At 71.6% G+C, this 26,131-nt stretch carries 20 protein-coding genes; 9 read left to right on the top strand and 11 right to left on the bottom strand.

Annotation, left to right across the window (positions count from 1 at the left end):
• Positions 1 to 90: 90 nt before the first annotated feature.
• Positions 91 to 2,670 carry an NB-ARC domain-containing protein gene (locus tag ABD817_RS14015; RefSeq protein WP_344918311.1) on the top strand — a complete coding sequence of 860 codons (2,580 nt, stop codon included), beginning with the start codon at positions 91 to 93 and terminating at the stop codon, positions 2,668 to 2,670.
• A gap of 182 nt (positions 2,671 to 2,852) precedes the next feature.
• On the opposite strand, the gene ABD817_RS14010 is transcribed toward ABD817_RS14015, so the two are convergent.
• Positions 2,853 to 3,725: a hypothetical protein gene (locus tag ABD817_RS14010; RefSeq protein WP_344918310.1), complete on the bottom strand. Its 873-nt coding sequence runs from the start codon at positions 3,723 to 3,725 to the stop codon at positions 2,853 to 2,855.
• A gap of 160 nt (positions 3,726 to 3,885) precedes the next feature.
• Between ABD817_RS14010 and ABD817_RS14005 the strand changes: the two genes are divergently transcribed.
• Positions 3,886 to 4,686, top strand: coding sequence for a tyrosine-protein phosphatase (locus ABD817_RS14005; protein ID WP_344918309.1), 801 nt, complete (start codon positions 3,886 to 3,888; stop codon positions 4,684 to 4,686).
• Between the two features lie 70 nt (positions 4,687 to 4,756).
• On the opposite strand, the gene ABD817_RS14000 is transcribed toward ABD817_RS14005, so the two are convergent.
• Together ABD817_RS14000 and ABD817_RS13995 are read right to left on the bottom strand one after the other, a co-directional pair.
• Positions 4,757 to 5,836: a Gfo/Idh/MocA family oxidoreductase gene (locus ABD817_RS14000; RefSeq protein WP_344918308.1), complete on the bottom strand. Its 1,080-nt coding sequence runs from the start codon at positions 5,834 to 5,836 to the stop codon at positions 4,757 to 4,759.
• 60 nt (positions 5,837 to 5,896) lie between these two features.
• On the bottom strand, positions 5,897 to 6,805 hold the full coding sequence (locus ABD817_RS13995; RefSeq protein ID WP_344918307.1) for a proteasome assembly chaperone family protein: 909 nt from the start codon (positions 6,803 to 6,805) through the stop codon (positions 5,897 to 5,899).
• Positions 6,806 to 6,907: 102 nt separating this feature from the next.
• On the opposite strand from ABD817_RS13995, the gene ABD817_RS13990 reads away from it, so the two are divergent.
• On the top strand, positions 6,908 to 7,300 hold the full coding sequence (locus ABD817_RS13990) for an ankyrin repeat domain-containing protein (protein ID WP_344918306.1): 393 nt from the start codon (positions 6,908 to 6,910) through the stop codon (positions 7,298 to 7,300).
• A 71-nt stretch (positions 7,301 to 7,371) separates the two neighbouring features.
• Positions 7,372 to 8,370, top strand: a complete 999-nt coding sequence (locus ABD817_RS13985) for a 4-epi-cubebol synthase (RefSeq protein WP_344918305.1) — start codon at positions 7,372 to 7,374, stop codon at positions 8,368 to 8,370.
• A gap of 3 nt (positions 8,371 to 8,373) precedes the next feature.
• Here ABD817_RS13985 and ABD817_RS13980 read toward each other — a convergent pair whose 3' ends face one another.
• Positions 8,374 to 10,488 carry an ATP-binding protein gene (locus ABD817_RS13980; protein ID WP_344918304.1) on the bottom strand — a complete coding sequence of 705 codons (2,115 nt, stop codon included), beginning with the start codon at positions 10,486 to 10,488 and terminating at the stop codon, positions 8,374 to 8,376.
• A 216-nt stretch (positions 10,489 to 10,704) separates the two neighbouring features.
• On the opposite strand from ABD817_RS13980, the gene ABD817_RS13975 reads away from it, so the two are divergent.
• Positions 10,705 to 10,872 carry a hypothetical protein gene (locus tag ABD817_RS13975; protein ID WP_344918603.1) on the top strand — a complete coding sequence of 56 codons (168 nt, stop codon included), beginning with the start codon at positions 10,705 to 10,707 and terminating at the stop codon, positions 10,870 to 10,872.
• Between the two features lie 137 nt (positions 10,873 to 11,009).
• Here the strand turns inward: ABD817_RS13975 and ABD817_RS13970 are convergent, their stop codons facing one another.
• Both ABD817_RS13970 and ABD817_RS13965 read right to left on the bottom strand, forming a co-directional pair.
• Complete coding sequence (locus ABD817_RS13970) at positions 11,010 to 11,948, bottom strand: ABC transporter permease (protein WP_344918303.1); 939 nt, start codon at positions 11,946 to 11,948, stop codon at positions 11,010 to 11,012.
• Complete coding sequence (locus tag ABD817_RS13965) at positions 11,945 to 14,653, bottom strand: alpha/beta fold hydrolase (RefSeq protein WP_344918302.1); 2,709 nt, start codon at positions 14,651 to 14,653, stop codon at positions 11,945 to 11,947. Before ABD817_RS13965 ends, ABD817_RS13970 begins: the two co-directional genes overlap by 4 nt.
• A 314-nt stretch (positions 14,654 to 14,967) precedes the next feature.
• On the opposite strand from ABD817_RS13965, the gene ABD817_RS13960 reads away from it, so the two are divergent.
• On the top strand, positions 14,968 to 15,996 hold the full coding sequence (locus ABD817_RS13960) for a hypothetical protein (RefSeq protein ID WP_344918301.1): 1,029 nt from the start codon (positions 14,968 to 14,970) through the stop codon (positions 15,994 to 15,996).
• On the opposite strand, the gene ABD817_RS13955 is transcribed toward ABD817_RS13960, so the two are convergent.
• Positions 15,954 to 16,985 (bottom strand): copper resistance D family protein, encoded by a 1,032-nt coding sequence (locus tag ABD817_RS13955; RefSeq protein WP_344918300.1) that lies wholly within the window; start codon positions 16,983 to 16,985, stop codon positions 15,954 to 15,956. The genes ABD817_RS13960 and ABD817_RS13955 overlap by 43 nt on opposite strands.
• Entirely contained in the window at positions 16,982 to 17,563 is a 582-nt protein-coding gene (locus ABD817_RS13950; protein ID WP_344918299.1) for a copper resistance CopC family protein, read from the bottom strand. The genes ABD817_RS13955 and ABD817_RS13950 overlap by 4 nt, the downstream gene beginning before the upstream one ends.
• Before the next feature lie 863 nt (positions 17,564 to 18,426).
• Here ABD817_RS13950 and ABD817_RS13945 point away from each other — a divergent pair.
• The 3 genes from ABD817_RS13945 to ABD817_RS13935 all read left to right on the top strand — a co-directional run bounded on the left by ABD817_RS13945 (position 18,427) and on the right by ABD817_RS13935 (position 22,592).
• Positions 18,427 to 19,941 (top strand): condensation domain-containing protein, encoded by a 1,515-nt coding sequence (locus tag ABD817_RS13945; protein ID WP_344918298.1) that lies wholly within the window; start codon positions 18,427 to 18,429, stop codon positions 19,939 to 19,941.
• Positions 19,942 to 20,238: 297 nt separating this feature from the next.
• Positions 20,239 to 21,507: an MFS transporter gene (locus ABD817_RS13940; RefSeq protein WP_344918297.1), complete on the top strand. Its 1,269-nt coding sequence runs from the start codon at positions 20,239 to 20,241 to the stop codon at positions 21,505 to 21,507.
• 155 nt (positions 21,508 to 21,662) lie between these two features.
• Entirely contained in the window at positions 21,663 to 22,592 is a 930-nt protein-coding gene (locus tag ABD817_RS13935; protein ID WP_344918296.1) for a DMT family transporter, read from the top strand.
• Here the strand turns inward: ABD817_RS13935 and ABD817_RS13930 are convergent.
• The 3 genes from ABD817_RS13930 to ABD817_RS13920 form a co-directional block, all read right to left on the bottom strand.
• Positions 22,537 to 23,139, bottom strand: coding sequence for a TetR/AcrR family transcriptional regulator (locus ABD817_RS13930; protein WP_329084072.1), 603 nt, complete (start codon positions 23,137 to 23,139; stop codon positions 22,537 to 22,539). The genes ABD817_RS13935 and ABD817_RS13930 overlap by 56 nt on opposite strands.
• A gap of 162 nt (positions 23,140 to 23,301) precedes the next feature.
• A complete protein-coding gene (locus ABD817_RS13925) occupies positions 23,302 to 24,684 on the bottom strand; it encodes a sensor histidine kinase (protein WP_344918295.1) in 1,383 nt (460 codons plus the stop codon).
• Positions 24,685 to 25,054: 370 nt separating this feature from the next.
• Positions 25,055 to 26,086: a dipeptidase gene (locus ABD817_RS13920; protein WP_344918294.1), complete on the bottom strand. Its 1,032-nt coding sequence runs from the start codon at positions 26,084 to 26,086 to the stop codon at positions 25,055 to 25,057.
• Positions 26,087 to 26,131 lie beyond the last annotated feature (45 nt).

Raw genomic sequence — 26,131 nt, 5'->3', positions numbered from 1 at the left:
CGGCATTGCGTCTGGTTGAATCAATCTTGAGAGAACGCGCCGGCCGGGCGGGGGCCGCGGGCGTGCCGTGGTCTTCTCCAAGGGGGGTGGATGGCCGGGCCGTCGAACGTGCCTGATCAGCGCGGTGCGAAACCGCCGAGACGGCGGATACCGCTGGCGGCGCCCGCCGCGGCCGGGGTCGCCGCGGCCGTGGCCAGCGTCCTGGCGACCTCGCTGGACGTGTGGGACCTGCCCACCGAGGCCAAGGTCGGCGTCACCGCGGTCGCCGGTCTCCTGGTCGGCCTGCTCACCTGGGCGACGACCGGCTCGCGGTCCGAGGAGCGGGGCGTCGGTGTCGCCGGAACGTCGTGGCGCCCGCCCGACCAGTGGCCGCCGGTCTCCGCGCACTTCACCGGCCGCACCGAGTCGCTGGCCGAGCTGCGCGAGGTCTTCGCCGAGCGCCGCCGCTCCCGGGACCACGCGGGGAGCGCCTCGCCGCTGGTCGTCTCGGTGTACGGCAGGGGCGGGGTGGGCAAGTCCGTGCTCATCGCCAGGTTCGGGCACGAGATCGCCGGAAGCTTCCCCGACGGACGCCTCTACGCCGACCTGCGCGGCGAGGTGGAGGCCCCGGTCGGCCCCGAGGAGGTGCTGATCGGCTTCCTGCGCGCCCTCGGCGTGCGGCTCACCACCGACCCGGGCGGCCTGGCCGAGCTGCGCACGCTCTGGCTGACCTGGACCAAGGGCAGGCGCATCCTGATCTGCCTGGACAACGCCCACGACGGCGACCAGGTCAGGGACCTGATCCCGGCCGAGCCCGGGTGCGCGGTCATGGTCACGTCGAGGCAGCCGCTGTTCCTGCTCAACACCTACGACAAGCGGCTGTCGGTGTTCAGCGAGGCGCAGGGCGTCGAGCTGCTGGCGCGGCTGGCCGGGGACGACAGGGTCGCCGCCGACCTGGAGTCGGCCCAGGAGATCGTACGGATGTGCGACCACCTGCCGCTGGCCATCAGCATCTGCGGCGGCCGCCTGGCCACCCGGGAGAACTGGACCCTGCGCCGTCTGGCCGACCGGCTGAGGGACGAGCGCCGCCGCCTCGACCAGCTGGAGATCGGCCGCAGGCTCGACAAGAGCGTGCGCGCCTCCCTGCAGCTGAGCTACGACGACTGCACCGGGCTCCAGCGCCGCCTGCTGCGCCTGCTCAGCATGGTCAGCGCCCCCGACGCGCCCGGCTGGGTGGCGGGGGAGCTGCTCGCCACCTCCGAGCCCGAGGGCGCCGACCAGCTGGAGGCGCTCATCGACGCCCAGCTCGCGGAGTGCTCGGGCATCGACCTCTCCGGGGTGATGCGCTACCGGCTGCACGACCTCGTCAAGATCTTCGCCCGTGAGCTGGCGCTCTCCGACGACGACGAGAGCCACCGCAGGGCGGCCGTCGAGCGGGTTCTGTCCGGCTACCGCCGCCGCGCGGAGGCCGCGGCCGTGGCCCGCTGGCCCCAGGACTGGGGGCGCAGGGTCAGGCCCGTCGGCGCGGAGTCCGCCCCGGTGGCGGTGACGCGGGCGCAGATCTCGGCGGCCGACTGGCTCAACGCCGAGAGGCTCACCCTGGTCGCCGTGATCGGCCAGGCCAGGAGCATGGAGATGTGGGAGCTGGCCTGGGGGCTCGGCCGGGCCTTCTGCTCGCTCTGCCACTCCCTGCGGGCCTACTGGTCCGACTGGCGGGCGGTCGCCGAGATCCTGTGCGAGGCCGCGGACCGGATGGGCGACCCGCGGGCGCTGGGCATCGCGCTGCTGGACCGGTCGGCGGTGGCGGGCGGGCAGGGCGGTCACCACAGCGCCACGGCGGACGCGGAGCGGGCGCTGGAGATCTTCACCGACCTCGGCGAGACGTGGTGGGCGGCGCGGGCGATGCGCACGGTCGGCATGTCCCTGTTCAACGACGGCCACCTCGACCGCGCTCAGGGGTACCTGATCGGCGCCATCACCGCCTTCAAGGGCGAGGACGACCGCTGGTGGGCGGCGAGGACCCAGCGCAACCTCGCCGAACTCCGGCTCGCCCAGCGCAGGCCCGAGGAGGCGCGGGAGTTGCTGGAGGACGCCCTGGGGGTGTTCGAGCGCGACCGCAACCGCTACTCGGAGGCGCAGACGCTGCGCGCGTACGGCGAGGTGCTCGGCGCGACGGCGAGGGGACTGCACGCCGCGGGCGACGCCCGCGCCGCGAGCGAGGACTTCGCGCGAGCCGGTTTCAGCCTGGACCGGGCCGCGGAGATGTTCCGGCTCCGAGGGGAACTGTGGGAGGAGGCCCGGTGCCTGCGCGCGGCCGGGGAGGTCGGCAACCCGGCCAACGCGCTGCGCGAGCTCACCTACGTGCGCCGGGCCACCGAGATGCTCACCGCGCTCGGCGACTCGTGGGGCGTGGCCAGGTCCGAGCTGTCGGCGGGACGTGCCCACGGGCGGCTCGGCCGTACGCGCGAGGCGCAGGAGTCGCTGCTGCGGGCGGTACGCGACTTCGGGGAGCTGGGCGACCGGTGGTGGATGGCGAGGAGCCTGCGCTACCTGGGGGAGGCCCACCTGGAGGCGGGCGACCGGCAGGCCTCGGTCTCGGCCCTGCGGCAGGCCCAGGACATCTACCGCAGCCTCGGCAACCAGGCGGGGATGGGCCGCACCCTGGAACTCCTGCGCCGCGCGGAGGGGTGAGAGCGTACACCGACTCCGGTCGCGCGCCGGTCCGGGAGGCGGGTGACGCGCGGGGGAGTCGCCGCGGGATCCGGGCCGGTCCGTGGCCGGGAGGGCAGGGGCGGGGTCCGCACGCCGCGCCAAGGCCGGGACACGGAAATCCGCGCGCCGTGTCCGTGCCGCGCGGGGGGAGGCCGGGGTATTCAGGAGTCGGTGGCCGTCAGCAGGTGCCGGGCGGCGTCGCGCGCCTCGTCGATGCTCTCGTGGAACAGCTTCTTGACCTGCTGGGCCTGCTCGGTCAGGTGCTCCAGCCCGGGGAGGGCCAGGGAGTCCTCCGCGGTCTCGGCGACCAGGGCCTCGTAGCGGGGGGTCCGTTCCGCGAGCACCTGGAGCTGCAGGTAGGCGCGGTAGACGCCGTCGGCCTTGCGGACCTGCCGGGCGTACTCCTCCAGCGTGCGGATCCGCCTGGTCAGCGAGAGCTCGGCGGTCTCCAGGGCCTTGACGTAGGGGGTGAAGGCCTCGGCCACCTCGGGCGGGGGCGTGCCCGGTACGAGCCGGTTGTGCTCGGCCCTCATGTCCGACAGCCGCACCAGCTTCCTGGCGATCCGCCAGGTCTGGTCGGGCAGGGTCACCGCGTTGTCGATCGTGTCGAGCAGGCGCGCCCGGTTGATCTCGGAGGAGAGGATCGTCTCCGTGGCGTCCTGCGTGCGGCGGAGCAGGTCGCCGCAGCCGCCGTCGAGGTCCTCCGGCAGGATGAACCGGTCCCTGTGCTCCATGGCCACCCGGACGCGCCGCCGCTCCCGGCGGCCCTCGGGGTCGTTGCCCAGGCCGCGTAGCGCGGAGAAGGAGATCAGGACGAGGACGGCGATGAAGCCTCCCGTGGCGCTCAGGCTCGCCATGAGCAGCAGGAGTCCGGCGATCGCCACCACCTTGACGGGGTCGGGCCCCCTGCGGCGGGGGATCTGCCCCAGCCGGGCCGCGCGCAGCGCCTGCGGGCTGGCGCGTAAGGCCGAGGAGATCGGGGCCGGTAGGGCCGGATCGATCAGCAGGTGCGGGGGACGTCTCCTCGGATCCACACGACCTCCAGGTGATGGGGTACCGGCGGGTCCTTCCACTGTCGCTCATGGAGGGAGAAATGACGCATTTACGGATGCCGTATGAGGACATCGGTAATTACGGAAACCGGCGTCGGGTGTTAACTGCCCACGCGTAAAGGGATGTATAAACTCCAAGATGATGAACGACTTCACGCGTTGGATCGATCTTGAAGGTGCCGTCAACGTCCGCGACCTCGGCGGGCTCGCCACGGTTGACGGCGGGACCACACGCTTCGGCCGGATCTACCGGTCGGACAATCTGCAGGGGCTGACCGGACGGGATGTCCGGCGGCTCGTCGCCGACCTGAAGCTCCGCAACGTCGTCGACCTGCGCTCGGGCCCCGAGGTGCGCCTGGAGGGGCCGGGGCCGCTCACCGAGGTGGCGGAGGTGAACATCCACCACCTCACCCTGTTCGCCGAGGGCGGCGTGCACACCGACGTCGAGGCCGACACCATCGAGGGCGACAAGGTGCTGCCCTGGACGGAGGAGCGGATCGAGGAGGATATCGCGGAGCTCCGGGTGACCGGGTTCTACTACGGCTACCTCCGCGACCGCCCCGACTCGGTCCTGGCCGCCCTGCGCGCCATGGCCCTCGACGACGGGGCCGCCATCGTCCACTGCGCGGCGGGCAAGGACCGCACCGGTGTCGTGTGCGCGCTCGCGCTCGAGGTCGCCGGTGCCACCCGCGAGGCGATCGTCGCCGACTACGTCGCCACGGGCGACCGCCTGGAGGGCATCCTGACGCGGCTGCGCTCCAGCGACACCTACCGCGACGACCTCGACACCCGCCCGGCCGAGGACCACCGCCCGAGGTCGGAGTACATCGAGCAGTTCCTGGGCGTCCTCGACGACCGGTTCGGCGGACCGCTGGAGTGGCTCGCCTCGCACGGCTGGAGCGAGAGCGACTCACGGATCCTCCGCGCCCGCCTGCGCGACTAGGGATTCTCCGGGAGGACGCGCCCGCCTGTTTGATCAGGGACTCTCCGGGAGGACGCGCCCGCCTGCGTGGCTAGGGGTTTTCCAGGACGACGACCCGGCGTTCGGCGGCCGAGCGGCGGGCGGCCTCCAGCACGGTGAGGGCCTCGACGACCTCCTCCGGGGCGACCGGTGGCGGGGCGCCCCGCGTGAGGCACGCCACCACGGCCCGGTAGAAGCCCGCGTAAGAGCCGGGCTCCGTGGGGACGGCGCGGACACCGTCACGGGCACCGCCGGGACCACCGGGACCGCCGACGTCCGCGCCGAGGGTGCCCCAGCGCTCGGGCGGCTCCTCGCCGAAGCCGGGGGAGGCGGGCGTCAGACCGGCGCGCAGCTGCTCCTCCTGCACGTCCAGGCCGTACTTCAGGTATCCCGCCCGCGAGCCCAGCACCCGGAAGCGGGGGCCCGGCAGGGAGGCGACCGAGCTCGCCCACAGGTGGGAGCGGGCCCCGCTCGCGTGGGAGACGGCGATGAAGGTGTCGTCGTCGGCGTTCACCCCGGAACGGCGCACGTCCGACTCGGCGTAGACGTCGACGGCCGGGCCGAGCAGCCGCAGGGCCTGGTCGACCAGGTGGCTGCCGAGGTCGTACAGCAGCCCGGCGACCTCCTCGGTCCCGCCCGTCTCGCGCCAGCCGCCCTTCGGCACCGGCCGCCAGCGTTCGAAACGCGACTCGAACCGGTTGACCTCGCCCAGCTCGCCCTCCGCGACCAGGTGCCCGAGCGTGAGGAAGTCGCCGTCCCAGCGCCGGTTCTGGAACACGGTCAGCATCAGGCCGAGATCGCGTGCCAGGTCCGCCAGTCCGCGCGCCTCCTTGGCGGTCGCGGCGAGCGGCTTGTCCACCACCACCGGCAGGCCCGCCTTCAGCGCGGCCTCCGCCAGCGGGACGTGCGTGCGGTTGGGGGAGGCGATCACGACCAGGTCGACGGAGTCCCACAGCTCGGCGGCGTCCCCGGCCACCCGCGCGCCGTATTTGCCCGAGACCTCGGCGGCCCGCCGCGGATCACCGGTGACCACCGCCGACAGCCGCAGCCCCGGCGTCGTGGAGATCAGCGGGGCGTGGAAGAACGCCCCGGCCACCCCGTACCCGACGAGGCCGACGCGCAGGCCGGTCATCGCGCGTCCAGGGCGTCATGGACGTACCCGGCTCCGTGTGCGGCGGGACCGACGCGGAGATCAGTCACCGCGCCGCTCGTCACGCTCGGCCAGGAACGCCTCGAACTGGGCGGCGAGCTCATCACCGGTCGGCATCTCCGAGGGCTCGGCCATCAGGCTCTCGCGCTCGGAGCCCGCCGCGAACGCGTCGTACTGCTGCTCCAGGCCGGTGATGGCGGTGGACAGCTCCTGGGAGGCCTGGATCTGCTCGGCGATCTCGGCGTCGGTCTTCTCCGCGGCCTCGCGCAGGCCCTCCAGCGGGAACACCAGCCCGGTGCTCTTGGTGACCGCCTCCAGCGCGGTCACCGCGGCCGACGGGTATTCGGCCTGGGCGAGGTAGTGCGGGACGTGCACGGCGTAGCCGAGGGCGTCGCGTCCCTTGTCGCCGAGCCGGAACTCGATCAGCGCGGCCACACTGCCGGGCACCTGGACCCTGCCGAAGGCACTGCTCTGGCCGGTGACCAGCTCGGGGCGGCTGGCGTGGCCGGTGACGCCCAGCGGGCGGGTGTGCGGGACGGCCATCGGGATGCCGTGGGTGGTCACCAGCCTGCCGACGTTCAGCCGGGTGGCCAGCGTGTCGACGGCGGCGGTGAACAGCTCCCACTCGCGGTCCGGCTCGGGGCCGCTGAGCAGCAGGAACGGGGTCCCCGTGGTGTCGTGGGCCAGGTGCAGCAGGAGCTCGGGACTCTCCAGGGCCACCCACCGGTCGGTGTCGAAGGTCATGGTGGGCCGCCGGGAGCGGTAGTCCAGCAGACGGTCCACGTCAAAGGTCGCCACGACCCGGTGCTCCAGCTCGTCGAGCAGGTGGGCGATGGCGAGCCGTCCGGCGGCGCCCGCGTCCACGAACCCGTCGAAGTGGTAGAGCAGCACCGGATCGGTCAGCTCAGGGACGTCTCCGCTGAGCCGGTAGAGATCCGTCGGGTCGAACACCGTTTTCCAGCCTTTCGTCGGTCGTCTCTTCAGCTCAACCCGTATGGGGTCCGCTGAATTCCGCCTGCCCTCGGCGATCACACGGCACCCTACCGGGGCACAATGGGTCACATGCAGCCTGACCCTGAGCTTGAGGAGTTCGCAACCCGTCTGTTCGATCTGGCGAGGACCGGCGAGACGGAGCGGCTCCGCGCCTACGTCGAGGCCGGGGTCCCGGCCGATCTCACCAACGACAGGGGCGACACCCTGCTCATGCTCGCCGCCTACCACGGCCACGCCGAGACGGTCCGGGCGCTGACCGAGCTGGGCGCCGACCCCGGCAGGGCGAACGACCGGGGGCAGACACCACTGGCGGGCGCGGTGTTCAAGAAGGAACCCGCTGTGATCAGGGCACTTCTGGAGGCCGGGGCCGATCCGGACGCCGGTACCCCCTCGGCGGCGGACGCGGCCCGGATGTTCGGTCAGCACGAATACCTGAAATGGTTCGAGAGATAACTCAGAAACCACGATATCCAGGTGTTTCCTGACGTATAGGAAAACGGGCGTCCTTCGGCCATCCTTGGGGAGTGGGAACTACTACTACGCGTAGGTCAGGCCTACCTCTCCGCATCCCCCCGTTACCCTGTCCCTTCCCCAGCGAGGTCAACCCCCACGTCGAGCGGGTCAACGCCGAGACCCTCGACTGGCTCGTGGACACGGGCATCCTGGAGGATGCCGAGACCGTCGAGCGCTACCGCCAGGCCAAGTACGGCTGGCTGGGGGCCCGCACGTATCCCTATGCCGAACACCACACGCTTCGCCTGGCGACCGACTGGTGCGTGTGGCTGTTCGCCTTCGACGACGCCTTCTGTGAGTCGGGCCGCGGCGCCGGTGAGATAACCCGCGCCCTGCCCCGGCTGTTCACCGTCCTCGACGACCTGGAGGCCGGGGAGGAGGTCGACGACGTCTTCGCCAGGACGCTCCTGGAGATCAAGACCAGGATCTCCACGTACGGCGGCGACGACCAGCTCGACCGCTGGCGCACCGTTACCAAGGACTACCTCTTCGCCCAGGTGTGGGAGGCCGCCAACCGCGAGGCCGACGTCGTGCCGCAGGTGGACGACTACATCTTCATGCGGCGGCGCACCGGCGCCATGCTCACCGTCTTCGCCCTCATCGACGTCGCCAGCGGACGCAGCCTCACCCCCGAGGAGTGGCGCCACCCCGACGTCAAGGCGATCACCGAGAGCGCCAACGACGTCGTCGTCTGGGACAACGACATCATCTCGTACGCCAAGGAGAGCGACAGCGCCAACTCGCGCAACAACCTGGTGAGCGTGCTCTCCAGGCACCGGGGCTACTCGCGGCAGCAGGCCATGGAGACGATCGGCGCCATGCGCAACCGGGCCATCGCCGACATGGTGGCCCTGCGTCCCTCGCTGGAGGCACTCGGCTCCGAGGCGGTGCTCGCCTACGTGCGCGGCCTGGAGTTCTGGATCAGCGGCAGCGTCGACTACTCGCTGACCAGCTCCCGCTACACGGCCGCCTGGCAGCCCGAGACGCCCAAGCCCCCCGCCGCCGAATGACACTCACCCCTGAAGGACCTGACCGTCCTCGTGGTCTCCGAGCGCGAGGACGATCAGCTCCTCCAGGTTGAGCCTCCTGCCCTGGGCGAACGCCTTCTCGTGAGCCTCCTCGCCGAGGATGCGCTTGCACTCCTTGATGCAGCGGTCGTGCTCGGAGTTGAAGAACGGGGAGCCCAGCTGCGGCATCCCGAAGGTGCGCCAGTTGGCCTGGCCGCCGCCCATCAGCCGGGCCGCGAGCGCCGCCTGGCCGTCCTCCAGCGCCTGCTTGGCCACCACCTCGATCGCCAGGCCGATGCCGAGCACGTCGTGGAAGTAGCGCTTGAGCCGGAGCGCCTCACGCGCGTTCGACATGGCCTCGGGGGAACGGCCCATCGCCTGGTACACGCTGGCGAGCGCGTAGATGGCGTAGGAGCGCAGCCACAGCTCGCCGCGCTGGGTGCAGACCGCGATGCAGTCGCGCAGCAGCACCTCGGCCTCGGCCGGCTCGTTCTGGATGAGCAGCACCATGGACAGCTCGACGATGGAGGGCAGCAGGCCCGGGTTGAGCTCGCGCCCGCTCTTGTGGAACTCGATCGCCACGCCCAGCAGCGCGCTCGCCTTCTGCAGGTCGTTCTGCAGGAACGCGGCCGTGCCGAGCATCTTGGTGGCCAGGATGACCGCGCCCGAGTCGCCGACCCTGACGGCGTCGGAGCTGCACTGCTCCGCGGCCTCGATCGCGCCGGTGATGTTTCCCTGCGCGCTGTTGATGTAGGACAGCACCCACAGCGCCTTGCACCGGTCGGGACTCGGCTGACGCGCCAGCTCCAGGGTCTTCTCCAGATAGAGCCTGCCCTCGCGGGCCAGCCCGCAGGCCACCCACATGAACCACAGGGAGGACAACAGCTTCAGCCCCGACTGCACCTCACCGGGGTTGCTCAGGCAGTGGTCGAGCGCGACGCGGATGTTGTCGTGCTCGTGGCGCATCCTGACGTACCAGTAGACCTGGCGGGCGCCCGACCAGGCGTCCTCGCTCCGCTTGGCCAGCTGCAGGTAGTAGTCGCGGTGCCTCTCCCTGATCACGGCGGTCTCGCCGAGCTTGTCCAGCCACTCCTCGCCGTACTGCCGCAGGGTGTCGATCAGCCGGTAGCGGTGCCCGGAGGGGGTGCCGTCGCTCAGCAGGATCGACTTCTCCACCAGGCTGGAGATGAGCTCCATGATGTCCTCGGAGGGGAGGCTGTCGCCCGAGCAGACGTAACGGGCGGCGTCGAGCTCGAAGTCTCCGGCGAAGACCGACAGCCGCGCCCACAGCAGCCGCTCGGCCGGCTCGCACAGCTCGTGGCTCCAGCCGATCGCGGCCCGCAGCGTCTGGTGCCTGGGCAGCGCCGTGCGGCTCGCCCCCGCGAGCAGGCTGAACCGGTCGGCGAGCAGGCCGAGGATCTGCTCCACCGACAGGGCGCGCATCCGGACCGCGGCCAGCTCGATGGCGAGCGGTATGCCGTCGAGGCGGCGGCAGAGCTCCGCCACCGGGCCGATGTTGTGCTCGTCGAGCATGAAGTTGGGCACCACCGCGCTCGCCCGCGCGACGAAGAGCTGCACCGCCTCGTTGGTGAAGACGTCCTCGCCGGGGGAGTCGCCGGGGACGGCGAGCGGCGGGATGGTGACCGTGTGCTCGCCCCTGGCGTTCAGCGACTGGCGGCTGGTCGCCAGGATGGTCAGCCCCGCGGCATTGCCGAGCAGGTCCTCGAAGAGGGCGCCGCACGCGTCGACCAGGTGCTCGCACGTGTCGATGATCAGGAGGATCTCACGGTCGCCCAGCCACTCGACCAGCGTCTCGTCCGCCGAGCGGGCGGACTGGTCGGCGATCCCGAGGGCCGAGGTGATCGTGTGGCGGACCATCCCCGAGTCCTGGAGGCGGGCCAGGTCGGCGAACCAGACGCCGTCCTTGAAGTCGCTCCGCATCTGGTGCGCGATCCGCAGGGCGGTGCGGGACTTGCCGACGCCTCCGATGCCGGTCACCGTGACCAGGCGGTGCTCGCCCAGCCGCTGCCGGAGTGTGCTGAGCAACCTGGTGCGCCCCACGAAGCTGGTCAGCTCGTTGGGCAGATTGCCGTCTCGCCGCCATCCTGCTGGCGTTGTCATGGCGCCTCACGGGGGGATAGCCGGAACCTGCCACCGCATCGTACCGTCTGGGCCCCTGCCTGTCCCTGGCGTCGCGACGCGCGAGAGCGGGCTTTCCCGGAGGAAACGGGCTTTCCTCCGGGCCCTTCCCCGGGCAGCCGGGAGGCTCTCCACCTTTCTCCGGGAGGGGGGAGACACGGGCCGCGCGGGGGGCCGGTGGTGGCTAGCATGGGGCGCGTGACAGTGCGCGAACCCGATGACCTGCGTCCCGTCGACCTCGCCGACGACGGGCTGCCGATCCTGCCCGACCAGACCGCCGACGACACCGATCTCGGCTGGAACGAGTGGCGCGAGGCCGACGACGACGCCCGCCTGATCGAGGAGCGCCCTCCCCACTGGGGGTGACCCCGAGAGTCCGCGCCTCGCCGCGTGCCCGGCCTTTCCGGGGATGCGGCCTTTTCCGGTACGGCGTACGCGGTGCCGGGTACGCGGCACCGGGTCCTCACGTCCCTAAAGGCCGGATCCCGCCGGTGGGCGTCCCGTTAGGAGACCACGTCCTTGGCGCGGAAGCGGCGGAAGGCGAACGCGATCAGGATCGCCGAGTAGGTGACGGAGACGGCCACCCCCTTGAGCATGCCGTCGTACTCCGGCTGGGGGGCCAGGGCGTCCAGCCACGCGGTGTTCCAGAACGTCGGCAGAAACTCCCTGAGCCAGCCGAGCGCCTCGACCGCCTGCAGGATGTTGCTCACGATCACCAGGCCGACCGCCCCGCCGACCGCCCCCAGCGGGGAGTCGGTGCTGACGGAGAGCAGGAAGGCCAGGGCCGCGACCACGAACTGGCTGACCAGGGCGTAGCCGATCACCACCCCGAACCGGGGCAGCACGTCCAGGGCGGCGATCGTCTCGCCGGTCCCCGGCACCCGGACGTCGTTCCACCCGAAGGCGAGGGTCCCGGCGAGCAGGGCCATCACCGGCAGGCAGATCACCGCCGCCGCCGAGTAGCCCATCGCGACGATCAGCTTCTGCCGCAGCAGGCGGTCGCGCGGGATCGGGGCGGCCAGCAGGTAGCGCAGTGACGACCAGCTGGCCTCGCCGGCCACCGTGTCGCCGCAGAACAGCGCCACCGCGACGACCAGCAGGAAGCTCGCCGACACCGACAGGGCGAACGCCGCGAAGTTCAGCGCGCCCTCGGTGGCCAGGTCGGAGATGCGCAGCGTGGTGGTCGGCTGCCCGGACCCGGCGCCGACCTTGAAGGCGATCACCAGGATCCACGGCAGCGCGAGCAGCAGGCCGAACATCACCAGCGTGCGGCGCCGCTTGAACTGCCGGACGATCTCCACGGCGAGCGGCAGCGTGCGTCCGGGCGCGTACCCGCGCGCCGAACCGTTCTCCGCGACGCCGCTCTCCGTATCTCCGTTCCGTATGGGGCCGTCGCCCGTCGCGCCGGTCATGGTGCCACGGGCACCGTCGGTGTCGCTCACGCCTTCTCTCCGATCAGGTCCAGGAAGACGTCCTCCAGGCGGGTGCCGGAGCCGTTGACCGGGGTGCGGCTGCTCAGCAGCTCGGCCACGGTCCCGGCCGTGACGAGACGTCCTCGGTGCATGACCACCACGTGACTGCAGGTCTGCTCCACCTCGGCGAGCAGGTGGCTGGAGACGATGACCGTGCGTCCACCCCTGGCGTAGCGGATCAGGACCTCGCGCATCTCGCGGATCTGGGGCGGGTCGAGACCGTTGGTGGGTTCGTCCAGGACGAGCAGGTCGGGCAGGCCGAGCATGGCCTGCGCGATGGCGAGGCGCTGGCGCATGCCCTGCGAGTAGGTGCGGACGGCGCGCTCCAGGGCCTTGCCGAGCCCGGCGATCTCCAGGGCCTCGGTGAACCGGGCGTCCTCGGCGGGCCGGCCGGTCGCCTTCCAGTACAGCTCCAGGTTGTCGCGGCCGTTGAGGTGCGGCAGGAAACCGGGGCCCTCGACGAACGAGCCGAGCCTGGACAGGACCGGGGCGCCGGGCGCCACCCGGTGACCGAAGATCCGCACCTCGCCGCCGTCGGGTCTGATCAGGCCCATCAGCATGCGCAGGGTGGTCGTCTTGCCCGCCCCGTTGGGGCCGAGCAGGCCGAGCACCTGGCCGTGCTCGACGGTGAACGACAGGTCGTTCACCGCGAGCTCGCCGTTGCGGTACGCCTTGGTCAGGCCGTGGATCCGCAGCGGCACGGAGTCGAGCTCGGGGTCGTGCTCGTCGGCGGGGCGGCGGCGCCCGGCGAGCAGCAGGGCCGCCGCGACGGCGAGGGAGAGCAGCGGCAGTGCCCAGATCCACCAGGCCGGGCCGGTCGAGGGGGCGCGCAGGGTGGCGTAGGTGGGGACGGTCACGGCCGGTGAGACCAGGGCGACCTGGTAGACGGCCGGGGTCGCGGGGGTGCTGTAGCCCAGGTCGGTGGTGGTGAACGCGACGCGCAGCCGGTGCCCGACGTCGAACCTGTGGTCGATCGCCGGGAGGGTCACCGTGGCCTCGCCCGAGCCGCTCTCGGGGATCGCGATCCTGACCGGGGCGACGAGCCCCTCGGGCAGGATCGGCGCCTGGGTCGCGCCCGCGACGTCGTACAGCTTGGCGAACAGCGTCACCTCGTCCGACGCGCCGCCGTCCGGACGCGTGCCGCTCCCGGCCTCGCCGCTCTCCGCGCCGTCACCCGGCGCGCCGTCGCCCGCGTCGCCCGCAGCGGGGGACCCGGACCGTTCGGGCGTCACCCGCACCCGTACGGTCGAGCTGCCGGTGACCTGGAGCGGGGCGGTGAGCGGGGCGGAGTCGAAGGTGGCGCTCTGGCCCGCCATGTCGATCGACAGGTTCGCGGTGGCTCCGCCGCCGAGACCGCCGAAGCCGGGGACCGCGGAGATCGAGGAGGGGGAGCCACCGGGCGGGTTGGCCACCTGCTGGGCGGACCCGCTGAGCGGCACGGAGGTCTGGCCGGTGCCCGACAGTCCCGGATAGCGGCCGGCGACGGCGTGCAGCTGGACCGGGCGCCGGGTCCCGGGGTCGCGCCCGCCGTCGCGGGTGACGGTGAAGGAACCGGCCGCCCGCCCGGCCCCCTCGTCGTTCTTCAGGTAGCGGTCGAACCAGCCGAGCGTCTTGTCGTGCAGCCAGTCGACCTCGCCGTTGCCGCCGTCGTGGCCGCCGTCGAACCAGGCGACCTCCACCGGGGCGCCGGTGGCGGCGATCGCCCTGGCGTTGGCGTCCGCCTGGCCCAGGGTGAACAGCGAGTCGCGCTGTCCCTGGAGCAGCAGCGTCGGAACCTTGATCCTTCCGGGCACCGAGATCGGGCTGGACCTGCGCAGCGTCTCCACCGCGTCCGCCGTCGCCCGGCCGCTCTCCGCCACCTTCTGGTACATGTCACAGATCTCCGGCAGGAACCGGCCGCACCGGACCTCCTCCGCGGTGAGCGGCCGGGGCTGGGCGGGCGGCGGCTCGTCCCTGTCTCCCGCCTCTCCCGCGCCCCCGCTTCCGCCGAGGGCGGCCAGACCGGCCGCGCCCGGCGGGCCCGCGGTGGGGCCGCCCCGGCTGAAGAACAGCCCGGCCCACATGCGTTTGAACACCCCGCTCTCCGGGCCCTGCCCGGTGGCGTTGGGGAACAGCGCGTCGGCGAGGTCGTACCAGGTGATCTGCGGGGCGATCGCGTCGATCCTGGGGTCGTGGGCGGCGGCCATCAGCGAGATGGCCCCGCCGTAGGAGCCGCCCGCGACGCCCACCCGAGGGTCGCCCGCCGCGTCGAGCCGGACCTCGGGCCGCCTGGCGACCCAGTCGACCAGCTGGCGCACGTCCTTGACCTCGTAGTCGGGGGAGTTCAGCGCGATCTGTCCCGAGGAGCGGCCGAAGCCCCGCGCGGACCAGGTCAGCACGGCGTAGCCGTCCTGGGCCAGCCGTACGGCGGCGTCCCTGACGCTCCGCTTGCTGCCGCCGAAGCCGTGCGCGAGCAGCACCGCGGGGGCCCTGCCACCCCCGGCCGGGGGGAAGAAGCTCGTGTCCAGCGTGACCCGCTGGTCGTCGCCGGGGCCGTCGACCACCGTGATCATCTGGTTCTGGGGCCGTACGTCCGGATCGGACGGCCACACCAGCCAGGCCGCGACACCGACGATCAGCACGGCGGCCACGGCGATCCCCGGGACCCAGGCGGCCCGTTTTCCCCCACGTTGCATGACGAGAGCCTACTGATTCGAGCTGAGAGGCTCCTGAGACCGTTCTCAGGAGCGTTCTTGCCGGTCAGACGCCGGGGCCGAACACGAGGGATTACCCACGTGGGAAAAAGGGAGAGCCATCCCGATGCTCAGGGTTGTCCCCGATTGCGGAGCGAGGTAAAGGAGCGGCATCATTTCGACGCGTGAAGCCAGTAGAGAGCCTCCGAAGAAGAGCCACTCCCGTTATCGAGTGGGCTCTGCCGTATTGGACACGCGGGAAGGCCGGCAGGGAGACCCCGGAGGATCTGTTCAGGCTCCTCTACCTCGGGTGGCTGGTGGCTTTCTCGTTCAAGGTGCTCGGGGCGTCCTGGGACGTTTCCTGGCATTTCAAGTGGCTCCGTGACGACCTCGCCCCGCCGCACCTGCTCAACAGCGTCGGCACCGCCATCGCCCTCGCGCTCACGATCATCCACGTCTACACCGGTTACGGCGTGGACAGGCTCGCGCAGCGCCTCATCACCTGGGGCACGGGCGTCTTCCTGGTCGCGGTCCCGCTGGACCTGATCAACCACCGGATCAACGGGCTCGACATCACCTCGTGGAGCCCGTCCCACCTGATGCTCTACATCGGCACGCTCTTCATGGTCTGCGGCGTGATCCGGGGCTGGTTCGTGCGGGCGGTGCCGGGACGGACGCGCACGCTGGTCCTCGGCGGGCTCTTCGTGTTCCTCTTCGAGAACGTCTGGTTCCCGGAACAGCACCAGGAGTACGGCGTGTACAGCATCGCCGCCTGGGACCGGGGGACGCCGGAGGCCGAGCCGATCCTGATCAAGTTCGCCGCCGACCAGATCGGCCTGCCGGTGGACGACAGGGCCGTGGCGCTCCACTTCGCGCTGCCCGTGCCCGACCAGCTCTACCCGCTCTACGCGGTGATGGCCGCCCTCATGGTGGCCGTCTACGCCCGCGCGATGATCGGCCGGATGTTCTCCGCCACCGCCGTGGTCGGCGTCTACGTCGTCTTCCGCACCCTGATCTGGCCGCTCCTGGCCGTGGCCGATTTCCCGCGCTCGGCGATCCCTGTCTTCCTGATCGCCGGGGCGCTCGCCGTCGACCTGGCGTTCCTGATCAGGATGCCCGTGGTCAGGGCCCTGGTCGGCTCCCTCGGCGCGACCCTCCTCGTCGACCAGGCGCTGCGCTTCCAGCACGAGCTGTTCATGGCGCCCCCGCTGGTGCCCCCCGCGACCATGCTGGTCGGGGGGGCCGGGCTCGCCGTCCTGTGGCTGGCCGCCGAATGGTCGTTCAGCCGTCACACGCTACGGGCTCAGGACAGGGAGGCGCTGGTCAGAGCCACCGCGACCCCGTAGGCGAGTCCCATCACGGTGATCTCGGCCGCCGCCCACGCGACGACCGCCGTCGCCCGCCGCTCCGCGATGTGCGGCAGCAGGCGGAAGCGGATGTGGGCGGCGAACGGGATCAGCAGCGCCACGCACGCGACCTTGGCCAGCACCAGCAGGCCGTACTCGTTGGTCAGCAGAGCCCCCGGCAGCTCCACCCCGGGGGTGAGGGCCATCGTGGCCAGGCCGTTCACCAGCCCCGAGAGGCCGACGACGACGAGCGCCAGGGTCGCCAGCCTGGAGAACGCCGGAAGCACCCTGGACAGCAGCTTGCGGTCTCCGGCGACCAGCAGGACGATCGTGAGCAGGCCGCCGGTCCACGCCGCCGCGCCCATCACGTGCAGCTCCATCGAGATCATGATGGGGTCGTGCCAGACCGAGTCGACCGCGTGGCCGGTGACCGGGATCGGCAGCAGCCCGAAGAGGGCGATCACGATCCGCAACTCGGCCGGGACCTTCTCGCCGTACCGTACGGCCAGCAGCCCGATCCCGGCGTAGGACAGCGCGCAGGCGGCGCTGAAGAGCATGCCCTGCCCGGCGCCGACGCTGTCGACGTACTCGGCGATCATGCCGGGGGTGGGGATCAGGCCGGGGTTCAGCTCGGCCGTCTGGAACACGATGACGACCAGCGCGAGCAGCGCCCACGCCCAGGCGAAGGTCACGGCGAGCGGCCGGGCCCGGCGCATCACCGGCTCCGTGCGGTCGGGGTCGTCGAACCCGAGCAGCTTCGGCAGCAGGCTGAGCCCGACCACCGCCACCGCCGCCAGGTCGAGCAGCACCCGCAGCACCGGCAGCCCGTACTCCACGAGCGGCCCGGGGATGGCGATCCCCGGCACCGCCTCCTGGCGGGAGAGCGCCGTCGCGGTCAGCACGGCCACCAGGGCCCCGGACACGAGCCCGCCGACGACCAGCCTTCCGACGGTGCCGGTCTCGGCGGCCCGCTCGGCGGTCACGGTCATCCCGCGCCCCCCTGCTCCCTCGTACGGCGCATCGCCACCACGGTGGCCCCGCCCAGCAGGACGATGGAGCCCGCGATCCACAGCACGGCCATCCCGGCCCCGCCGTTCTGCGCGGCCTCGGCGGCCTGGGCGCCCAGATCGGGTCCCTGCGGGGCGGCGGCGGAGGAGGCCACCGGGGCGGAGGTGGCGGGAGCCTGGGCGGAGGCGCCCTGGCCGGGGGCGGTGAGGGTGAAGGTGATCTTGTTGGAGACCGGATGACCGTCGGAGGAGAGGATCCGGTAGCCCACCGCGTACACCCCGGCGGGGCCGAGGGGCTTCACGCCGACGCTGACCTTCGTCCTGTCGACGGTCGTCTTCCCCTCCTCCCACCGCGCGCCGTCCGGGCCGATCACGCTGATCTGCGCGAAGCCCTGCCGGACGGGCTGGTCGAAGGTGAGTGTGATCTTCTCGGGCCCGGTGGTCAGCTCGGTACCGTTCCTGGGATCGCTGCTGATCAGCACGTTGTGGGCCTGCGCCGGGGCGACCGCGCCGAGCAGCGCGGCGGACGCGAGCAGCAGGACCGTGAGTAGCCGCCTCACCGGTCGTGGCCTTCCTTTGGGATCGTCATGACGGATGCCATGCTCCCACCTCGGCCTTCCGCCCGGGAATCGCGTTCGGGGAGGGGGTCCGTCAGGGGGCGAGGCGCCCCGGCGGGGGTGGGGGCTTACGGGGGGTGGGGTCAATGACCAAGAGGATGACAAACATTCAAAAAATAGAGAATATGCCGATTTATCTGGTAAGAGGCTGCAAGGGGTAGTTTGTTGAGTTTTATCGCGCTGGAAAACACGCGTGAAACCTTGACGAATTCGGCGCGTGATCCTTAGCCTCGCTTCAAGCGGCGTACCGATTCACCGTGTTCACGCATGGTGGAGAGGCCGCCGTACCCGCGCGGTACGCAGGCGGACGTGTGGTCGGGACACGTCGCGCCGGGGCCGTTCGCACACCTCGGCGCCGGAGCCCTACCGCGCCGCGCGCGTCCTCGACGTCAGGGGACGCCGGTGGCGTCGGTGATCGAGCCACGAGCCTTCCTGGTGGAACGCCTGGCCGGGTACGAGATCCCGAACGGGTCGTCGTCGGTGCCCTGCCCAGGAACCTGTCAGGAAAAGTCATCAAAAGGGAGTTGCGGGGCCTGTTCGAGGCCGCCGCGACAGGCCGGACGGAAGGCATCTGAAATGTCGTCGCCGCTGACAGAGCAGTGGGTAGGGGCGTCCTTGGCCGCCACCCGCGTCCGGGACTCGGCTGTCACCCGCGTCCGGGACTTGGCCGTCGCCCGCGTCCGGGAAAGCACAGGCGCCGAGCTCTCCCACTGGGCGTTCACCGGCTCCGCGCCCCTCACCGGTTCCGCGACCCGCGCGGGCTCCCCGTCCCCCGGGGGCGTCGTCGAAGAGATCGGCCGGACCCGATGACGGCCGGTCTCGCGCGGCTGAGCGCGACGTCCGTGGAGTTCACCGGCGCGCGGGGCGGCGAGTCGCCGCTCAGCTGGGGCCAGCTGGCCATCTGGCGGCTTGTCCGGTGGCTGGACGACGACGACCCGTACTTCAACATGCCCTGGGTGCTGCCCGTCTACGGCAGGCGCGACCTCGACACCGTCCTGCGGGCCCTGCGCGTGCTCGTCGAGCGGCACGAGACGCTGAGGACGACGTACGAGGAGACTCCCGGCGGGCTGGTCCAGCGTGTGGCACGCCGGGGCCGGTTCACCGTCGAGGTGTACGACGCGGGGGAGGCCAGGCCGGTCGCCGCCGCCAGGGAGCTCTCCGCCCGGCTGGCCGTCACCGCGTTCGACTACGCGGCCGAACTGCCGTTCCGCTGCGCCGTCGTGACCGTCGACGGCCGTCCCAGGACGGTGGCCCTCACCCTGTCCCACCTGGCCGTGGACGGCGGGACCCTGGACGTGCTGGCGCGCGACTGGCGGGACCTGCTCGCCGGTGGCGAGATGCCCGCCCCCGCCTGGCAGCCGATGGACCAGGCCGCCTTCGAGCGCGAGGGAGCGGGCGCCGCCCGTGGCGAGCGGACGCTGCGTCACTGGCGCGCGGTCCTGGAGAGGGCGCCCCTGACCATGTTCGACTTCCCCCGCACGGCACCGGAGGAGCCGAGGTTCGTCAAGGTCGGCATGGAGTCGGCCGCCGTCGCGGCGGCGGCCGAGGCGCTGGCGGCGCGCTGGTCGGTCAGTACGGCCAGCGTGCTGACCTCGGCGAGCGCGGTGCTGCTGGGCGCGCTCACCGGCCACCGCGAGGTGGCCATGCAGCTCGTCGTGGCCAACCGGCACGATCCCCGGGTCGCCGCGATGGCGGGCAGCGCCGTGCAGGACGGGATCTTCGTTCTCACCCTGCCGGAGGGGACGTTCGCCGACGCCGCCCGCGCAGGGCACCGGCAGGCGCTGACCGCCTACCGGAACGCGCACTACCACCCGTACCGGATGATGGCGCTGCGCGAGGAGGTCGGCCGCGAGCGCGGGAGGCCCGTCGACCTGTCGGCCTACTTCAACGACACGCGGACCGTCGGCCACTGGCCCCACCTGCCCGCCGTGGAGCCACCGGGCGACCCCGCCGCGATCGCCGCCCTCACCGGGAGCACCAGGACCTTCCACGCCGGATCCTGGCCCGAGGTGGACGCCACGGCCCTGTTCGCCACCGGTACCGCCACCAACACCTGCGAGCTGTACCTGATGGCCGACACCTCCTACCTGCCGCGTCCCACGGCCTACGCGCTGCTGCGCGGGCTGGAGACCCTGCTGGTCGCCTCCGTGGCCGGGGACGTCCCGCTCGACGAGGTCCCCGGGCTGTGCGGCATCGTCCCGGTCGAACGCCCCGCAGGCCAGAACGGGTCCTCCGCCGGTTCGCCCGGCATCGGCCCGGTGAAGGTCGTGGGCGATCCCGGCGTGCCGGGACCGAGGGAGGTGGCCGATGACCACGTCTGACCATGTTGGTACGGCGCGCCGTGCTGCCGAAGCCGCTTGAGGGGACGCGAGAGCGGGAGGAGGGCGGCGAGGTTGTCGATAGGGGCCGTCGGCAGGGACTGTCGGCGGGGCGGGGAACGGCGTAGCATCGCACGCCTCACGTGATCGGGCGCCTGCTCGCTCGTCCTCGCGACGGTTCCTCGCAGCGGTTCCTCGCGACGGTGGGCCGGGAAACTCCGGACCGTGAGGGCACCGAGCCGTGAAGATCGTGAAGATGCCGGACCACGAAGACGCCGAGCCACGGAGATGCGAGGTTTCATGAGCGTCGTCCAGCCCGTCCCCGACCCGCGGGCACTCGCCGAGCCGACACACAGGGTGGGCCCCTGGTGGGTGGCAGGCATCTCGCTGGCCAATCTGGCGCTCTGGATGGCCTACTTCGGGCCGCTCCAGGTGCTGCTGCCCTCGCAGGTGGCGTCGATCGACCCGGTGGGCAAGGAAGGGTCGCTGGCGCTGGTCACCGGGGTGGGAGCCGCCGTCGCGATGCTGTTCAACCCCGTCGCCGGAGCGCTGTCCGACCGTACGGCCGGGCGCTTCGGCCGCAGGCACCCGTGGTCGCTGGGCGGGGCGCTGGTCGGCGCGGGGGCGCTGGTCCTGCTGGCGGGTCAGGGCTCGATCCTCGGCGTGGTGGCCGGATGGTGTCTCGCGCAGGCCGGGCTCAACGCGATGCAGGCCGCGCTCGGCGCCGGGGTGCCCGACCACGTCCCGGTCGGCCAGCGAGGCGAGGTCTCGGGCTGGATCGGGATCCCCCAGTCGCTCGGGGTGGTGCTCGCCGTGGTCCTGGTCACCATGGTCGCCACCACCACCGAATCCGGATATTTCCTGATAGCGGCGCTGATCCCGCTCTGCGTGCTCCCCTTCGTCCTCACCACCCCCGACCCCCGTCCGGCGGCCAGACCACCCTTCGAACCCGGTGCCTTCCTGAGGGGATTCTGGATCAGCCCCCGCGCCCACCCGGACTTCTTCTGGGCCTGGCTGACACGTTTCCTGATGCAGCTGGGCAACGCCGTCGCCACGCTCTACCTGCTGTACTTCCTCACCGACGCGGTCGGCTACGAGCGGCTCTTCCCCGGCGAGAGGGCCGAGGACGGCCTGCTCGTGCTGATCCTGATCTACACCGCGGCCGTCGTGCTCACCACCGTCGTCGCCGGTGTCGTCTCCGACAGACTCGGCCGCCGCAGGGCGCTGGTCACGGCCTCCGGCCTGATCAGCGTGATCCCCGCGGTGATGCTCGCGTTCTGGCCGCAGTGGCCGGTGGCGACGGTCGGCGCCGCGATCATGGGGGTCGGCTTCGGCATCTACCTCTCGGTCGACAACGCCCTGGTCACCCAGGTCCTGCCCACCGCCGAGGGGCGCGCCAAGGATCTCGGGGTCATCAACATCGCCAACTCGGGCCCCCAGGTGCTCGGCCCCGTCATCGCCGGTCCCATCGTGGCCGGTCTCGGCGGCTACCCCGTCCTCTACCTGACCTCGGCGGGCCTCGCCCTCCTCGGCGCCGTACTCGTCTGGAGGATCCGCTCGGTCCCCTGAGCGCCGGGCTTCCGTCGCCCGTCCCGGCGGAAAGGTCGGTGGGGGTATGAGGTCCCTCGTGCCGGTGTGGCGTCCTTCACTCAGCGTTGTATCCATACCACCCCCGATCCGCTCGGTGACCCTTTGGTCGCCGAGGGTGATGGAACCCTTCGGGTATGGCAGTGGTAGCTCCCCGGCCCGTCCTGGGAATCGTGCTCCTGATCTTCGTCAGTGCCGCCTGGGGATCGGCTTTCCCGCTGATGAAGGACCTCATCGTCCGCATGCCCGTGGCGGACCTTCTCACCGAGCGGTACGGCATCGCCACCCTCGCGCTGCTCGCGCTCCGTCCGAGATGCCTGCGGGGGCTGTCGGAGGGCACCTGGCTGACCGGCATCCTGCTCGGCCTGCTGTTCGGCGTGGGTCAGACGGCCTCGGCGGTCTCGCTGCACGATCTGCCCTCGTCGGTCTCGGGGTTCACGGTCGGCTCGTACGTGGTGATCACCCCGATTCTCGGGCTGTTCCTGCTCGGGGCCAGGACCCCGGGCCGCGTCTGGGCCTCGGTGGCGCTCGCCATGGCCGCGATGACGGTGTTCACCCTGATGAGGGGTGCGGAGGGTGACATCGCCCTGCCCGCGCTGGCCGCCACCCTGTTGTCGGCGGTCCTGTACGCGGCCCACACGCTGGTGCTCGGCAACTCCGCCGAGGCACGGCAGAACGCCTACGCGGTCACGGTGATCCAGCTCGGCACCATCGCCGTCATGACGGGCGTCCTCGCCGCGCCGGGCGGCCTCACCCTGCCCTCGGGGCCGGGTGACTGGGCGATCCTCGGCCACCTGTCGATCGTCGCCTGCGCCCTGGGCTTCCTGGCCCGCTCCTGGGGTCAGCTCCACGTCTCGCCGGTGTCCGCCGCGGTGATCCTGTCGGCCCAGCCACTCTGGGTGACCGTCCTCGCCGTGGCGCTGTACGGGGAACCGCTCACCACGGGCGTCTATCTCGGTGGGGGGCTGATCGCCCTCGCCATGCTCCTGGTCGTACTGCCCAGGGGAGTGCTCAGCTTAGTTCGGCGGGGGAGAGGCCCAGTTCCGCCGCCGCGGCCGTCCGGATGAACTCGGTCATCCGCGCCCGCGAGAGCACCCGCCGGTGCACCGTCACCTGCGTGGAGAGGCCGTCGATGAGGGACATGACCCGCCAGGTCACGCCCTCGGGGTCCGCGCAGGTGAAGATCCCGGCCTCGACGCCGTCGTCGATGATCGCGCGGAGTGCCTCCTTCCACCGCATGTCGATCCTGCGGGACGTCTCCTCAAGCTCGGCGTTGCGTATCGACTCCGCCCAGGCGTCGATCCACAGGGCCCACGACTTGGACTTCCCGCTGGGCGGGTAGAACCTGAGCAGGGCTCGCAGCCGGTCGAGGGGGGAGCCGCCCGACTCCTCCACCTTGCCGAGCGCGTCCAGGTTGAGCTGGGCGGCGTAGGAGAAGGCCTGGGCGAACAGCTTCTCCTTGGTCTCGAAATGGTAGAAGAGCAGCGCCTGGCTGACCCCGGCCGCCTGGGCGATGTCCGCGGTCCGCGTGTGACCGAACCCCTGGGCCGCGATGACATCGCAGGCGGTCCGGAGCAGATCTTCACGACGTAATCGCCCAAATCCCCTTGCCACAAGGGAACACTAGCGGGTCAGGGATCGTCGTCCAGGCCAGGGGGCAGGGGTTGGCGACCGCCGTCAAGGCCCGCGCCTGGGGGACGGGACCGCGGTCCGGAGTCACGTGCGGAGGGTGGGACCGTCGTCCTGGATGGGATGTGCGGCGAACGGGGAACGCGGTCAGGCGCCAGGTGTGGGAGGGCGGGGGGCGCCGTCCGGGCCGGGGTGCAGGGGGATGCGCAGGACGAACCGGGCACCCCGCGCGCTGTCCTCCAGCCTCAGGACGCCGCCGTGCGCGAGGGCGATCTCCCTGGCGATGGGGAGCCCCAATCCCGTGCCTCCCGCGTCCCTGCTGCGGGAGGCGTCCAGCCGGGTGAACCGCTGGAAGACCAGTTCCCGCTGCTCGGGCGCGATCCCGGCGCCGTCGTCGAGCACCTCCAGGACGGCCGCCTCGCCCTCCCGGGCCACCCTCACCGCGATCCGGGAGGCGGCGTGCCGCTCCGCGTTGTCCATCAGGTTCGTCAGCAGCCTGACCAGGCGGAGCCGGTCACCGGTGATCGCCACCCCGGGCTCCAGGTCCCTGCCGACCGGGACGCGGCGCCCGCGCCTCTCCAGCTCCTCACCGGCCAGCGCGCCCAGGTCGATCCGCTCGTACCGGGCGGGAACGCCGGAGTCGAGCCTGGCCAGTGTCAGCAGGTCCGCGACGATCGCCTGGAGCCGGTCCAGGCTGTCGAGCATCGCGCGGGTCTTCGGCTTCCAGTCGACGTCGTCGGGATAGCGCAGCGCCTCCTCCAGCTGGGCGCGCATGGCGGTGAGCGGGCTGCGCAGGTCGTGGGAGGCGTCGCAGGTGAACCTGCGCTGCTGTTCGGCCGACGCCTCCAACCTGTCCAGCGTCTGGTTGATCGTCTCGGCCAGTTCCTTGATCTCGTCCCGCGCGGCCGAGACCGGTACCCGGCGCCCGAGGTCGGTCGCGGTGATCTCCTCCAGCTCGCGCCTGATCGCCCTCACCGGTGTGAGGGCTCCCTTCGCCGTACGGTAGGTGCCGGCCGCCGTCATCGCCACGATCGTCAGGGAGGCGCCGACGAGGAGGGCGAACAGCTCCGGGTGGACGTACCAGGGGATCTGGCCGGCGGCGGCGTAGAGGATCCAGTCACCTTCGTCCTGGTAGATCCGGAAGGCCACGACATCCAGGCACCTGCCGGGGTACTGGGGGATGCCGCAGACCTCCTCGTCCCTCCTGACGCTCGTCGAGGAAGGGGTGAAGTGCGCCATCCGGGGGGCGCCGACCAGGTTGGGGGTCGACGCCACCACCTTGCCGTCCGCGTTCAGCAGTTGCATGCCGTCGGTCTTCCCCAGCGGTACCACCGCGGGCAGTTGCCCCCGTTTGGCCAGGTGGACGGTTTGCAGCGCGGCGCCCGCCGCCTCCTCCGTCTTGAAACCGCCCGCCAGGCCGTAAACGGAGAATGTCGCGATCGCGATGAGGGCGGTCCCCGACACGACGGTCATGGCGACGGCGGCCAGCGTCAGCCGAAGCCGTACCGGCCACCTGCTCCCCGTGAACACTTCACTCCCCAGACATCCGGTAGCGGCACCAGGCAGATTAATTACCGTTCTAAGGTGATTAATGGCCAAGGAGCCGTAGATATCCACATACCTCGGCTTGTGGAGTGCTGCTCTGTACGGTCAATCCGGTGCCGGTCGCACAGGTGAGCGGTGGTTCGGGCGGGGTGAACCCTTGGGGGGGCCGACGCTGGCCCGGGGCTCCGCTGAAGGTCGCCCCGGCGCGTCGTGATGACTTTCCGTCTTTTCGCATATCGAAGAATTAGGGTATTTCACGGGTTTGACCAAAACCTCAAACGCGAACTCCGGTCAATGCAACGGAGTGCCGTCCGGGTGGCACGACGCGGACGCCGTCCCGCCCCACCGGGCTCGCTCAGGCGGGCCTGCCCAGCTCGGCGCGGAACAGCCGGTGCACGTTCCCTCCGATGATCTTCACGATCTCCTCGTCGGCGAAGCCGTGCTTGAGCAGGGCGTCGGTGACCAGGGGCAGCCCGCTCGGGCCCGCCAGCCCCGGCAGGGCCGCGAAGGGGTCGACGCCGTAGTCCATCTCGCAGCACGGGGGAGTCACGTCGTGCAGGACCTCGCGGACGAAGTCGGGGCCGAGTCCCACGTGGTCGATCCCGCCGACGCTCGCGACGTGCTCGATGTGGTCGACCAGCCGGTCCAGGGTGTACTCGGCCGGATCCTCCGCGAGAAGGGCCGCCAGGAAGTTGACGCACACCACGCCGCCGGTCGCGGCGACCGCGCGGATCTGGTCGTCGGTGAGGTTGCGGTGGTGGTCGCGCAGCGCGCGGGCCGAGGAGTGGGTGGCCATCACCGGCCGGGTCGCCAGCTCCAGCACGTGTTCCACCCCGGAGGCGCCCAGGTGGGAGATGTCGAAGACCATGCCGAGCCGTTCCATCTCCCGGACCGTCTCCACCCCCGCCGCGGTGAGCCTGCTGCCGGTGGCGTCCTCGCCGCTGCCGTCGGCCAGCGCGGTACGGCCCCAGTGCGCGATCGAGGCGACCCGCACGCCGAGCCGGTGCAGCGTCGGCACCAGTTCCACGGCGGCGTCCAGGCCCGGCATGCTCTCCAGCGCCAGGACCAGGGCGATCCTCCCCTCGGCGAGCGCCTCGTCGATCTGCGTGCCGTCCACACAAAGGCGTACGGCGTCGGTGTTGCCCTCGGCCAGCACGTGCGCGCACTCGATCATGCGCAGGGTCTGCCGGAGCGCGCCCTCGGGGCGATACTGGTCGTCGATGAAGACCGGCAGCACCTGGAGGTTCACCCCTCCCTCGCGCAGTTGTGGAAGCCAGCGCTCGCGGAAGAAGGACGCCCACCGCCGAGGGGGCCTGGCGGTGACGGCCATCAGCAGGTCGTTGTGGGTATCGGCGACCACGGAGTCGCTGTGGAGGTCGGCGGACACGGGCGGGCCCTTCTGCGTGGACGGCTCTCGTTCGCCACGACGGTA

It is taken from the genome of Streptosporangium oxazolinicum (genome assembly GCF_039537505.1).
Lineage (GTDB): Bacteria > Actinomycetota > Actinomycetes > Streptosporangiales > Streptosporangiaceae > Streptosporangium > Streptosporangium oxazolinicum.
Note: the sequence above shows the minus strand (reverse complement) of the source record. Positions and strands in the feature narration are given on the sequence as shown.